The 13,816-nt window shown below is 39.3% G+C and carries 12 protein-coding genes; 9 read left to right on the top strand and 3 right to left on the bottom strand.

Annotated features, from left to right (window positions below):
* The first annotated feature begins 9 nt into the window (after positions 1–9).
* Entirely contained in the window at positions 10–1,935 is a 1,926-nt protein-coding gene (locus tag IPJ16_07060) for a hypothetical protein (GenBank protein MBK7626948.1), read from the top strand.
* A gap of 15 nt (positions 1,936–1,950) precedes the next feature.
* Here IPJ16_07060 and IPJ16_07055 read toward each other — a convergent pair whose 3' ends face one another.
* A complete protein-coding gene (locus IPJ16_07055) occupies positions 1,951–2,817 on the bottom strand; it encodes an endonuclease/exonuclease/phosphatase family protein (protein MBK7626947.1) in 867 nt (288 codons plus the stop codon).
* 182 nt (positions 2,818–2,999) lie between these two features.
* On the opposite strand from IPJ16_07055, the gene mutL reads away from it, so the two are divergent.
* The 4 genes from mutL (at position 3,000) to IPJ16_07035 (ending at position 7,720) form a co-directional block, all read left to right on the top strand.
* Positions 3,000–4,805 (top strand): DNA mismatch repair endonuclease MutL, encoded by a 1,806-nt coding sequence (gene mutL, locus IPJ16_07050; protein ID MBK7626946.1) that lies wholly within the window; start codon positions 3,000–3,002, stop codon positions 4,803–4,805.
* A gap of 202 nt (positions 4,806–5,007) precedes the next feature.
* A complete protein-coding gene (locus IPJ16_07045; GenBank protein MBK7626945.1) occupies positions 5,008–5,751 on the top strand; it encodes a rhomboid family intramembrane serine protease in 744 nt (247 codons plus the stop codon).
* Positions 5,751–6,638 carry a rhomboid family intramembrane serine protease gene (locus IPJ16_07040; protein MBK7626944.1) on the top strand — a complete coding sequence of 296 codons (888 nt, stop codon included), beginning with the start codon at positions 5,751–5,753 and terminating at the stop codon, positions 6,636–6,638. The genes IPJ16_07045 and IPJ16_07040 overlap by 1 nt, the downstream gene beginning before the upstream one ends.
* 2 nt (positions 6,639–6,640) lie before the next feature.
* Positions 6,641–7,720, top strand: coding sequence for an endonuclease/exonuclease/phosphatase family protein (locus IPJ16_07035; protein MBK7626943.1), 1,080 nt, complete (start codon positions 6,641–6,643; stop codon positions 7,718–7,720).
* On the opposite strand, the gene IPJ16_07030 is transcribed toward IPJ16_07035, so the two are convergent.
* On the bottom strand, positions 7,717–8,661 hold the full coding sequence (locus IPJ16_07030) for a pyridoxal-phosphate dependent enzyme (protein ID MBK7626942.1): 945 nt from the start codon (positions 8,659–8,661) through the stop codon (positions 7,717–7,719). The two genes, IPJ16_07035 and IPJ16_07030, sit on opposite strands and share 4 nt — an antisense overlap.
* A gap of 166 nt (positions 8,662–8,827) precedes the next feature.
* Here IPJ16_07030 and IPJ16_07025 point away from each other — a divergent pair, with 166 nt between their 5' ends.
* Positions 8,828–9,439, top strand: a complete 612-nt coding sequence (locus tag IPJ16_07025; protein ID MBK7626941.1) for a hypothetical protein — start codon at positions 8,828–8,830, stop codon at positions 9,437–9,439.
* Positions 9,440–9,599: 160 nt separating this feature from the next.
* On the opposite strand, the gene IPJ16_07020 is transcribed toward IPJ16_07025, so the two are convergent.
* The gene (locus tag IPJ16_07020; protein MBK7626940.1) at positions 9,600–10,832 is read right to left on the bottom strand and encodes an LL-diaminopimelate aminotransferase; all 1,233 of its coding nucleotides are present in this window, start codon (positions 10,830–10,832) and stop codon (positions 9,600–9,602) included.
* 51 nt (positions 10,833–10,883) lie between these two features.
* Here IPJ16_07020 and lysA point away from each other — a divergent pair, with 51 nt between their 5' ends.
* The 3 genes from lysA (at position 10,884) to IPJ16_07005 (ending at position 13,773) form a co-directional block, all read left to right on the top strand.
* A complete protein-coding gene (gene lysA / locus IPJ16_07015) occupies positions 10,884–12,140 on the top strand; it encodes a diaminopimelate decarboxylase (GenBank protein MBK7626939.1) in 1,257 nt (418 codons plus the stop codon).
* Positions 12,141–12,161: 21 nt separating this feature from the next.
* On the top strand, positions 12,162–13,034 hold the full coding sequence (locus IPJ16_07010; protein ID MBK7626938.1) for a diaminopimelate epimerase: 873 nt from the start codon (positions 12,162–12,164) through the stop codon (positions 13,032–13,034).
* 151 nt (positions 13,035–13,185) lie between these two features.
* Positions 13,186–13,773, top strand: a complete 588-nt coding sequence (locus IPJ16_07005) for a TetR/AcrR family transcriptional regulator (GenBank protein MBK7626937.1) — start codon at positions 13,186–13,188, stop codon at positions 13,771–13,773.
* Positions 13,774–13,816: the final 43 nt, after the last annotated feature.

Here is a 13,816-nt window from a genome sequence, read left to right as displayed (position 1 = left end):
AATTAGCCTATGAAAAGGTATCTGTTGCTTTTTATCTCATTGATTTATTTAATTCCCGGTGCCGGAGCAATTGAATTTTCTACCAAGGAGAAGGCTGTAATCTATACAAATTCAATTAAATTACTTACTGATTACCAAAGAGTTATTAATCAGATAGGTGAATCGGTTGTTACAGATGTAGAGAAAGCCGGCAGCGAATCTGAAAGTCTACTTGAGCTTTTTGTAAACAGACAGGTTCTGGTTTACAACGATCTCGACCCGGCACATAAACTGAGCGAATTTTATGAAGCAGAAACATATTCAAATAATCTTGTTCTATGGTATCCCGATGGCATATCTATAAGTCTTGACCTGATTAATGCCAGAGTAAGTGAAATCATTTCACACCAGGAGAATGTTTATTCAATTGATATCCTAGTAAAAAAATCAATAAGCGGGAACTATCTTAACCAGACCATCAATAAAAATACAGAAGAACTGACTTTCCGGATCGCATTCAATCTTGAGAACAAATCACCTGAAAAATTCAGGATAGTTGGTATAAGAAGGTCTGATTCAAATGCCGTTATAGACTATTCCAAAGTGCTTAAAGAAGTATCAGGTGAAACCTTCAATCCCGAAGATCTTGTTAAAGTTCATAATGCAGTCAGAACAATGATTCAGGATTATGCAAATTTTCTTTCACTCATCGGAGATCCCCAGGAGTCAGCTGAAGACAAATCATTCTATAAAGAGAGTTTCATGAAACTATTTCCTGAAACAGAGACCCGTGTCTACAACGACATAATGCCAGAAGCTGAAACAAAGCTGATTCCTGTTACAGATTACCTTACTGCATATATTACAGATTACCCTAATGGAATTAAAAATTTATCTGTAAATGCTGATTCTGCAAAATTTGGACGGATAATGAAATCGGAAGATGGAAATTATTTTGTCTATACCGATGTCTCTAAATTTTTCTCCGGCAGTTACAAAGGGAAAGACATCTTCAGAGAAATGTTTCCCTTGATTTTTAAAATAGTATTTTCTGCAGCAGACAACACATTTTCAGGTTTCAGGATAACCGGCATCGATATCTCATCATCTGTTAACTTTTATGAATCAACATCCGGAAATGCCAGTATCAGTAAACCAGAAATTGTAATTAAACCTGTTTCCAGAAAGGGCCTGAGTGTTTCTTTGTCCGGATCATTCGGGCAAACAAGCATCAACGACAAAAACATTGAAGCCATGTCGGTGGAAAAAAATTTCCACACCTGGAATGTTTCTCCTGCATATGGTTTTTTAAGCGGGATTGGTGTTCAATACAATTTCACTGATAACATTTATGCCAGAAGTGGACTTGAATTAAACAAATTTTCGGAAAAATTTAATCTTACCGGCACTTTTACTGATAAGGTCGCATCTACCGACCTTAACGGGGATTCTTACTTCAGGATTGTGGAAGCTGATTATGATTCTGTTGTTAATATTAATCTTTTTACCCTTCCACTACTAGCAGGGTATACAAGCGGTAAACCCGGTGAGTTTGGATTTTATGCTGAAGGGGGATTCAAAATATCGATACCTCAGAAAGCAATATACAGGGATTCAGGGTACTATCAATTCTATGCCAGTCCGTATTCATTATTTATTGAACCAAAAGATGCTCTGACAGTTCCTGAACTTGGTTTCTTTAGCAGGGAAAATATTGATATTACCGGAACCACTAAGTATAAAGGCCTTTACCTTTCATTATATGCATCCGCAGGCGCAAATATACCTTTGGGATATTATTCAAATATCACAGTAGGCCCCGAAATGAATATCGGATTATCCGACCTCTTAAGGCAAGAGGAATCATATAAAGATATCTTTGAAAAATCTTACACACATCAACCGGTTAAAATCAGATACTTCGGATTAAGAGTAAGCTTTGTGTATAAACTATAATATACAAAACCGGTTTTATTTAAGCAGAATAGTTGCCTCTACAGGCCAGTGATCTGAGATGAATACTCCGCCTTCTTTCTTAATCATTGTCCTGTGCTCCAGTGCTCTCATCCCATTTTTCACGAATATATAATCTATTCTTCCTGTCCCTGGCTTGTCAGAGAAACCGTTGAAAGTATAGACAGGGCCCCAGGGTCTCTTCTCTGAAATAGTATATGAATCCTTAAGTGCAGGTACACTCTCTGCGGGTCCGGTCAGAATTGAGTAGCCAAGACTTGTCGGAAGCATATTGAAATCTCCGGTAATAATAAATGGAGAACCATCTGATATTTTAGCTACCTGATCAAGAAGGATTCTTGAACTCATTATTCTTGCGGAATCTGAATCATGTGCGAAATGAGTATTAAAATAGAAAAAATGTTCATGAGTATTCTTGTCTGCAAGTTCCATCCAGGTAACAATTCTTGGAAGTGAGGCACCCCATCCTTTTGACCCGGGAACATCAGGTGTAGAAGAGAGCCAGAAGGTTATTGTCCTGATCATGTCAAATCGTTCCTTCCTGAAGAATACCGGATTCATCTCGCCTCCTTTGGCTCCATCATCACGGCCAACACCAACAGATGTATAATCGGTAAGTGCTGAATCAAGAATAACATACTGCCTCAGAAGAACCTCCTGCATACCAATAAGATCAGGTTTTTCATTCTTAATAAATTCGCAAACCTGCGCAGCCCTTTTGGGCCATGCATTTATACTGTCACGCGGATTATCGTACCTGATGTTGAAAGTCATTACCTTAACGACATCCTGGTCAGCTTTTTTTGAGCAACCAGCAAAAATAATACTGAAGAACACAATAGAAAATATAGTCAGCTTTCTCATAATAATTATTGTTTAAACCTTGTCCGAGAACCGGGTCATGGTTTTATCCCCATTTTTTTACAAATATAATCATCCCTGAATTAATAACCACCATCCTGTGGATAATGGGATACGGATTGCTGCCAGAAGGGTGTTGTAGCAATTATTTATATATTTGCAGAGTTGAAACAAATACCTTTTTAATGCCTGATATTATTAAGCTTTTACCAGACTCCGTTGCAAATCAGATTGCAGCCGGAGAGGTCATCCAACGACCCGCTTCGGTGGTAAAAGAGCTGGTGGAAAACTCAGTGGATGCTGGTGCAAAAAATATCCGGGTAATAATAAAGGATTCAGGTAAAACTCTTATTCAGATAGTCGATGACGGAAGCGGAATGTCCGAGACAGATGCCCGCCTTTCATTTGAGCGCCATGCCACATCGAAAATCACTTCAGCACAGGATCTTTTTGCCATTACAACCAAGGGTTTCAGGGGAGAAGCACTCGCTTCCATTGCTGCTGTTGCTATGGTCGAATTAAAGACAAGAAGAGAAGAAAATGAAACCGGGATCCTTATTGAAATAAGCGGTTCAAAAGTTATAACTCATGAGCCCTGCAGCTGTCCTGTCGGATCGAGCTTTGCCGTAAAGAACCTTTTCTTTAATATCCCGGCACGACGCAAATTTCTGAAGTCAGATAACACTGAGATCAGACATATTGTAAATGAGTTTCAAAAGATAGTAATAGCTCATCCCGATATCAGGTTTTCACTATATCATAATGATACTGAGATCTATAATCTTTCTTCGGGAAATACCCGCCAACGAATCATAGGTGTATTCGGTAAACAAATCAACCAGGATCTGATTACACTTGAAACAGAGACCAGTCTGATAACAATTAAAGGGTATATCGGGAAGCCTGAAAACGCAAGAAGAACTTACGGTGAACAATTTTTCTTTGTAAACAACCGCTTTATGAAGCACCCCTACTTCCATAAAGCAGTAGTTGAAGCTTATCAGAATATTCTCCCGGTTGAAGCAATACCCTCATACTTTATCTTTTTGGAAGCCGATCCTGCTTCAATAGATATAAATATTCATCCGACAAAAACAGAGATAAAATTTGAGGATGAAAGAGCTATCTGGCAGATTCTTATGGCATCTGTGAGAGAAGCGCTGGGAAGGTTTAATATTGTCCCGTCGCTCGACTTTGAAAATGAGGCTCTTATCGACATCCCTGTAATGAGTGCAACAAACAGGATGCCGGAACAACCTGGTATTGAGATAAATACCAGCTACAATCCTTTTGATAAAGATGACAATATTCCTGACAGATCAGGGTCGATTGACCGGTTCGAAAAGGAAAATGTGGCAAACTGGGAAAAGCTCTATTCAGCTCTGGAAAAGGAGAATGAGAATCCAGGATTCGAAAAGATAAGGGAATCTCAACGGAAGTTTTTCCAGATAAAAAATAAATATATTGTTTGTCCTGTTAAATCGGGACTAATGCTGATAGACCAGAAGAGGGCTCATGAAAGGGTCCTTTACGAAAGATTCATCGATTGCCTCAGCAATAACAGGGCTGTCAGCCAGGTTGATATGTTTCCGGTAACTGCAGAAGTTAATCCATCCGATTTCTATATTATTAAAGAAATCGAGGCAGAACTTGAGTTGCTCGGTTTCAGGATTAAGCATTCCGGGAAGAATAAAATCACGATAAACGGAAAACCGGCGGGAAGTGAATCATTAAACCCGCTTGAGATGCTTGAAATAATTCTTGAAGATTACAAAACAACTCAGGAAGCACCGACTTCGGGTGCAAAAGAGAAAGTAGCTTCAGCTATGGCGGGAGCCTCTTCTATTCAATATGGGAAAGTGCTGAGCCAGAATGAAATGGAAAATCTTTTCGATACACTTTTTGCATGCCAGTCACCAAACTACTCTCCGAAAGGGAAACCGGTGATCAGCATTTTAACACTTGAAGATATTGATAAGAGATTTAAGTAGAACTTTCTTTTAACCACCAAGGACACAAAGTATGCTCAAAGGACACAAAGTTATAAAATTGATTTTCCCTTCTTCGTGTCCTTCGTGTAATAACTTGGTGACCTTTGTGGTTAATGGATTTAAAATGACAATATGTCGGATAAAAATGTAGAATGAACTTTGGCCCGACAATTGAAGTGAAAATGTTTTTAAAAAATATTAGATGAACGGATACAGCAGAGGTTTTTTTGATTTACCCCCGGTGGTAAAAAACATAATAATGCTCAATATACTGATGCTTCTGGCAACCTTTGCTGCCAAACAGGTATTGGGAATTGATCTTAACGGTGTCCTCGGTATCTATTTCCCGAAATCAGAACAGTTCATGCCAATTCAGATTATTACCCACATGTTCATGCATGGAGGATTCTGGCATCTGTTCTTCAATATGTATGCACTGTATATATTCGGGCAGGTACTTGAAAATGTCTGGGGACCAAAACGGTTTTTTATCTATTATATAATCACAGGCCTTGGTGCTGCACTTATTCATGAATCAGTTATAGCTTATCAGTATGCTCAGCTTGCTCAAAATCTTAGTCCTGAGAGTCTTCAAACCGTTTTGGAAGAAGGAACAAAACTGTTCAAACAGGGTCAGGGATTTGCAGATGCTGATATGCTTGACCTTCAGATGCTGCTGAATACACCAACTGTAGGTGCATCAGGGGCTATATTCGGGGTTCTTCTGGCTTTTGGAGTACTCTTCCCGAATACCCAGCTGATGCTGCTTTTCCCGCCAATTCCAGTCAGAGCAAAGTACCTTGTTGCTTTCTACGGTGCACTTGAGCTTTATCTGGCATTCTCTCAGCCTGGCAGTAACATTGCACATTTTGCCCATCTCGGGGGAATGTTGTTTGGCTACCTGCTGATAAGGTACTGGAGAAAAACAACTAACACTTTATATTAATGGGGATCTGGGACGATATTAAGAAAACTTTCAGGAACGGGAGTAACCTGACAAAATTGATATATATCAATATTGCCGTTTTTATTCTTATCACAATTGTTGCAATAATTGGATTCCTGCTTAATAATGAGACAATTGCAGAATCGGCCCTGAACATTTTCTCTGTACCTTCTTCTTTGAAAAGTCTTTTGCTGAGGCCTTGGTCATTAGTCACATACATGTTCCTCCACAAAGATATCTGGCATATCCTTTTCAACATGCTCTGGTTATACTGGTTCGGCAAAATCTTCCTCGAATACCTCGACCAGCGAAAACTTGTTGCTGTATATCTTCTTGGAGGTCTGAGTGGTGCAGTGCTGTATATCCTATCATTTAATGTTTTTCCTGCATTCGAAGGAGTAGTTGCCGAATCGGTTGCAATAGGAGCTTCAGCATCGGTAATGGCAATCGTAATTGCAATAGCTGCCTATGTACCTGATTATACTGTACAATTGTTCTTATTTGGCAGAGTAAAAATCAAATATATGGCTCTTGCTATCTTTGTTTTTACTTCAATAATGGATTTCTCAGTTAATTCCGGAGGAAAACTGGCACATATCGGAGGAGCATTTTTTGGTTACTTTTATACTCTGAACCTGAGGCAGGGGAAAGATATGGGACGTGGCTTCAATAAAATACTCGATTTTTTCGTGACACTTTTCAAACCACGAAAAAAGATGAAAGTCACACATAAGAAGGCAGCAAATGAATACGAATACAACAAGACGAAGGCTGAACATCAGGCCAGAATAAATACAATACTCGACAAAATTTCAAAAGGCGGTTACGATAGCCTGACAAAAGAAGAGAAAGAGACTCTTTTTAAGGAGAGTCAGAAAAAAAACTGAATTTGAGAAAAATCCTTTATAAGATCCTCCTGGTTGTAAATGCTTTTTTTGCTTTTACACTCCTGTTGTCGTATCTGGCAGTTCATATAAACCCTGATGATTTTGTACTGCCGGCTTTCTTTGGACTATCATACCCCTATCTGCTTCTCATAAACATAATCCTTGTAATAATATGGGCTATGCTTTTGAGATTTGAGGCTCTTATTTCATTATTTATAATAATACTTGGATTTAATCATTTTCTGAACTACATACAACTATTTAAACCCAAGGGTGACAAGGCAGCTACCATTAAGGTGATGAGTTATAATGTTCACCTCTTTAACTACTTCGAAAGTAAAAAGACCTCCGGTTCCGATAAGCGGTTTCTTGAATTTTTCACATCACAGAAACCTGATATCCTGTGTCTGCAGGAGTTTTTTGTAATGGGCAGTCCCGCCCAGGCAGAGGCAGCTGTAAGGAATTCCCTCGGAGGGAAATACTATTCTCATGTAAAAGTTCTTGGAAGCGGTAAAAACAAATACTATGGAATTGCTACTTTCAGCCGGTATCCAATCATTAAAAAGGGTGAGATCATTCATCCGGCATCTTCAAGTCTGACAATATATACCGATATAGTAATTCAAAAAGATACTTTCAGAATATATAATAACCATCTTCAATCGTTCAGGCTGAAACAAATGGAACGATCTCTTATTGAGGAGATAACCGCCGAAAACAAAGAAACACTTGGTGAAGTTAAGAGTTTATCTGTCAGCCTTAAAAAAGGATTTGTGAGAAGGGCGCTGCAGGCACAGGTGGTTAAAGATCACATTAATCAGTCAAAGTACCCGGTTATCGTTACCGGTGACTTTAACGACACGCCGGTTTCATATGCTTACAGGAAGATCAGGAACGGACTGAATGATTCATTTGTAAATTCAGGCTATGGGGCAGGATTTACTTATAAAGGGAACTATCCCCCAAACAGAATCGACTATATTCTTTACGATAATGCACTCACGAATAGCGTTTTTGAGATCAAGAAAGTTAAGTATTCCGATCATTATCCGATAGTTGCCTACTTCAGGAAAAAGATCTAGAACGGCAGCTTCCTGAAATCGACATTACCTCCTGAAATTATAAGTCCGGCTCTCTTCCCCCTGAACTTTTCAGGATTCTCTTTAATTATTGCCAGCACTGTTGCCGATGATGGTTCAATAATTATCTTCATCCTCTCCCATACAAGAAGCATGCATTGAATTATTGTTTCTTCTTTCGCAGTAAGAATCTCATCAACATTTTTTCTGATAACGGAAAATGTAAGTTCGCTGAGGGAGGTAAGCAGCCCGTCAGCTACTGTTAAAGGATTAACAGAAGGTGCTATCTTACCCGTTGTAAATGAGATATATGCATCATTCGCATTTAAAGGCTCTGCGGCTACCACATGAATGCTTGTATTTATTCCCTTAACACATGTTGATGTACCGCTAAGGAGTCCTCCTCCGCCAACCGGTGCAACAACAATATTGAGATTTTTTATATCCTCCAATAGCTCCAGAGCCGCAGTTCCCTGACCACAGATCACATTGAAGTTATCATAAGGGTGTACCAGTGTTGCCCCTGTTCTTTCGATTATGATGCGGGTATTCTCCTCCCTGGCCTGCTGTGTCGGTTTACAAAATGTGATCTCTGCACCATACCCGGCAACTGCATTCTTCTTTACAACAGGTGCATTTTCAGGCATTACAATATTTGCCTTTACTCCGTTCATCCTGGCTGCAAGGGCAAGAGCAGCAGCATGATTACCGGATGAATGCGTAACAACTCCCCTGCGCTTCTCTTCAGCGGATAATGACAATACTGCATTGGTTGCTCCTCTGAATTTGAATGCCCCCACCTTCTGAAAGTTCTCACACTTAAAAAAAAGCTCACAGTTAAAATGTTCATTCAATAAGTTAGAGGTTAGTACCGGGGTCCTGTGTATAAAGGGTCTGATCCTTTCATGTGCAGCTTTGATATCGGCAAGGGTGGGAAGTGTCATAACGGTTTTTTATTGCTGTATAAAAGTAAAAATTAATTATCTTAAAAAAGATTATGCAGAGTATAAGAAAGAATAACAAAATGTAAATAAATTTGGGACGTGTAGAATCTGCTTAATTATTATACTGTATCATTGTAAAGAAACATTTAAACTAAAATAACTAATCATGAAAGAATTAGTAAGATGTAAGCCCTGTGGCTACGTTATGGAAGCCGATAAACTTAAAGATGTCTGCCCTGCCTGCGGAATGCCAAGAAAAGCCTTTGAGCCTTACAGGGAGAGGGTTGCGCTGAACAGATTATTCATTCTGAGCCTCGATCTTCACCCCATTGCTATTCACCTTTCGCAGACTTTCGTATTTCTTATTCCTGCACTGATATTTTTTATTAAGCTATTCCCTGGAGTTCAGACTGAGCTCTTTACACATGTACTGGTGTTCTCTCTCTATGCATTCCCTTTAACACTTATTTCTGCTATACTTACCGGAATTCTGGATGGATTATTCCGTTTTAAAACTCTTACTCCTCCTTTGCTCAGACTGAAAATTATATTCAGCTCTATTATTATTGTACTTGCTTCGGCCATGTTTTTTGTTGCGAAGGATGGCGATTATGGAATCGTGACTATAATTCTCAGCCTGGGCTGTCTGTTCTGTGCTGTGAGACTCGGTTTGCTTGGAAAACATCTTATTGATGTCATTCTTCCTGGTTCATATCCTGTTAAAAAACCCAAACCGGGTGCCAAACCAGAAGCAGCTGCAGCTGAAGCTACTGTATAAAACTTAAATCCATTAACCACAAAGGGCTCAAAGGTTTTTCACAAAGTGCACAAAGGTGATATTGACACTGATTTAGCTTTGTGTCCTTCGTGTATCCCGATAGCTATCGGGACCTTTGTGTTCTTTGTGGTAAAAAAAAATTCCTCCTGTCAATTATTATTTACCACTTCAATTTTCCTAATCTTTTCATTGCCTCAACAACATTTTCATGTGTGGCGAATGATGAGAACCTGAAGTAACCTTCACCCGAAGGGCCAAAGCCCGATCCGGGAGTTCCAACCACATGGGCTTCATTAAGAAGTTTATCGAAAAGGTCCCACGATTTTATTCCCCTGCCTGAATTTACCCAGACATATGGTGCATTTACTCCGCCGAATACCTGGAATCCAAGTTTTGCAAGACTCTCGCGAAGTGTTTTGGCATTGTTCATGTAATAATTAATCGTAGCCCTGACTTCTTTCTTCCCTTCTGGAGTAAATATAGCTGCAGCTGCTTTCTGAACAGGGTAAGATACTCCGTTGAATTTTGTTGTATGTCTTCTGAACCAGAGCTGGTAAAGTGATTTTTCAGTGCCATCTGATGTTGTTGCAACAAGGTTCTTAGGTATAACTGTATAGGCGCAACGGGTTCCGGTGAAACCGGCAGTCTTTGAAAAACTGCGGAATTCAATTGCTACCTCCCTGGCTCCTTCAATCTCATAAATTGAATGAGGAATCTCTGGATCGGAGATATAAGCCTCATATGCTGAGTCATAGAGAATAACAGCTTTATTCTTAATAGCATAATCTACCCATTTCTTTAACTCAGTCCTGCCGGCTGTTGTTCCGGTTGGATTATTTGGATAACATAGGAATATAATGTCAACTTTCTTCGCGGGAATCTCGGGAATAAAACCATTTTCAGCATTGCAGGGCATGTAAACTATTCCGTCGTAATAGCCATTCCCAAGATACAGGCCGGTTCTTCCGGCCATAACTGTGGTATCAACATATACAGGGTAAACCGGATCCTGCACAGCAATTACATTATTGTGCCCGAAGATCTCAAGGATATTACCTGTATCACATTTTGAACCATCCGAAACAAAAATCTCATCAGCCTGTATATCAGCTCCACGGTCGTGGTAGTCATTTTTTGCTATTGCTTCACGCAGAAAATCATATCCCTGCTCTGGACCATACCCTTTAAAAGTCTCCGTCCTGGCCATTTCTTCAACTCCTTCATGAAAAGCACGTATAATTGCAGGTGTTAGAGGTTGTGTAACGTCTCCGATACCCATCTTAATGATGTTTGCCTGAGGATGTTCCTTCTGAAATTCACGGACGCGGCGTCCGATTTCTGGGAACAGGTAACCAGCCTGAAGTTTGAAATAATTTTCGTTTATCTGCGCCATTTTTATACTTTTGTCGCAAATATATTAAAAGTTATTAGTCTGATTAAGCCAATGAATTACATTTATTCAAAAGTAAGCACCGAAAAGAACTTTTTTGGTAATACCAATCCGGTTGAATTAACTGAAAATTACGGAACTCCGCTATATGTTTACAACGAAAATATTCTGCGCAGCCGCTGCCGCGATCTGAAAGGCCTCATCTCCTATTCCAATTTCACAGTGAATTATTCACCCAAGGCAAACGGGAACCTGGAACTACTGAAGATTGTAAGGAGTGAAGGATTACGTGTTGATGCAATGTCGCCGGGCGAGATTTATGTAAACATGCTTGCCGGATATAAACCTGAGGAAATTCTTTTCATAAGCAATAATATCGGTGAGGATGAATTTAAATATGCTATTAATGCAGGTGTAAAGATCTCAGTCGACTCAGTTTCCCAGCTCGAGATGTTTGGCAGGATAAATCCGGGAGGAAATGTCGCATTCAGGGTCAATCCGGGGTTCGGGGCCGGACATCATGAAAAGGTGACTACCGCCGGACAGAATACCAAGTTCGGAATAGAGATGAGCCAGATTCCGGAAGTGAAAAAGATAATCGAAAAATATAAACTGAAACTGATAGGCATTAATCAGCACATCGGATCTCTTTTCATGGAAGGTGAAGCCTACCTTCAGAGTACCGGCAACATATTGTCGATAGCAAAGCAATTCAATGATATTGAGTTTATTGACCTTGGAGGAGGATTCGGGATCCCCTATAAAAAACAATCAGGTCAGTCGCGACTCGATCTGAAAGTGCTTGGAGGTAAGCTTACTGATCTGATAAACTCATTTGTAAAAGAGTACGGAAAAAATATAGAATTTAAGATTGAACCGGGACGTTATATTGTAGCTGAATCATCTGTTCTGCTTGGTAAGGTACATGCAACCAAAATCAACTATGACGTTAAATATATCGGTACCGATCTGGGATTCAATGTGCTGGTTCGTCCAGTAATGTACGATTCCCATCACGATATCGAGATCTACAGGGAAAGCAACAACCCTTCACTGAAAGAGGAAACAGTCAGAATTGTAGGCAATATTTGCGAAACAGGCGATATAATAGCAAAAGACAGGAAGCTGCCGGAAATATTTGAAAATGATATTCTTGGTGTTCTCGACAGCGGTGCTTACGGATATTCAATGAGTTCCAATTACAATAACCGCTTACGCCCGGCTGAGGTACTGATTGATTTTAATGGTAATCCAAGGTTAATCAGAAGAAGAGACACTCTCGATGACCTTGTTAGAAATTTTATACTTTAAACACCCTTTTATAACCCGATAATGGAAAGAAACAGTTTTGTCAAGATGCACGGACTGGGCAATGAATATATTGTTCTGGACAGCTCCAACATAGATTTTCAACTCACCAAACAGGCTATAATCCGCCTTTGTAATATACATTTCGGCATCGGTTCAGACGGTATTGTGATGAAAGTACCTTCATCAAAAGCTGATTTTGGCTTCAGGGTTTACAATCCCGATGGTTCTGAAGCTGAAAAGAGCGGTAACGGATTACGCATTTTTTGCAAGTATTTATATGATTATGGGTTTGCAACAAAACGTAAATTCTCTGTAGAGACTTTGACTGATATAGTTTATGCAGATATAATTGAAGAAAAAGCCGGTAAAGCAATGCTTATCCGTGTCGATATGGGGAAGGCAAAGTTTACATCGCGTGAAATCCCTGTTAACTCAGATCATCCTGAATTTCTAGGACAAAAAATTATGGCCGGGGACAAGGAATATGAAGTGAATTGTGTTTCGGTTGGGAATCCTCATTGTGTTGTTATAAAAGATGTTCTCGACGAGATGGAAATAAGAAAATATGGTCCGTTACTTGAAAATCATTCCATGTTTCCAAATCGGATCAATGTGCAATTTGCAAAGGTGTTATCTGATCACGATGCCCAGATCCTTATCTGGGAAAGAGGTGCAGGGTTTACCCTGGCATCAGGCAGCTCATCGTGTGCAGCATCATCTGTGCTTGTTAAAAAAGGCCTTATTAAAGGTGATCTTACTATGCATATGCAGGGAGGAACCCTTAAAATTGAAATTGATAAGGACTTTAATATCCGTATGACCGGAGAAGTGAGGGAGATAGCCAAAGGAGTTCTTGGCAGTGAGCTGCTTGAAGACCTGCTTATATCTTTTTGAAATAACATAACTTTTTCATCTACCTTATATAAGGGATATGCTGCTGCATGTCCCTTTTTTTTAAAGCAATAAATAAATATTACTATTATTAGTATATTATACTTTTTTCGTATATTTGTTTTATTTTCGTATACTTATTTTTTTGCATAAAATGGCGAAACAGGTTAAAAGCATAAAATACTCAGCAATAATCAGTGCAGCTAAAGTGTTATTCTGGAAATATGGTTTCCGGCGGGTTACAATTGACGAGATATGCAAGGAAGCTAAAACAAGTAAAATGACCTTTTATAAGTACTTTCCGAATAAACTTGAAGTGGCCAGAGCAGTTTTTGATAAGGTGGCAGATGAAGGTCTGTTAAGATTCAGGGAGATATTTACAGAGAACTCTACACCCTCCATTAAGATGAAGAAGATCCTTCAGTTGAAATTTGAAGGGACAGATAGCATAAGCAGTGAATTTTTGAATGACTTTTATAATAACCCGGAACTTGGTCTCACACCGCATATTGAAGCAAAAACAAGTATTTTATGGAAGGAAACTCTTGAGATCTTTAAATCAGGACAGAAAGAGGGCTGGATAAGAGCTGATATGAACGTGGAATTCATGTTCCGTTTCATGCAAAAGGCAACGCCATTACTAACAGATACTGAGGTACTTAAACTTTTTAATTCACCTCAGGAGCTTATAATGGAGCTGGCAAATATGTTTGTTTATGGTATATCCCCGGCTGATAGATAAAATGCAAAAAACTGCATCCCTTATATTAATTTTTTTACTAAGG

The sequence above is a fragment of the Bacteroidales bacterium genome, from assembly GCA_016709865.1.
Classification (GTDB): domain Bacteria; phylum Bacteroidota; class Bacteroidia; order Bacteroidales; family VadinHA17; genus LD21.
This window is presented reverse-complemented; position numbering and strand designations above follow the sequence as displayed.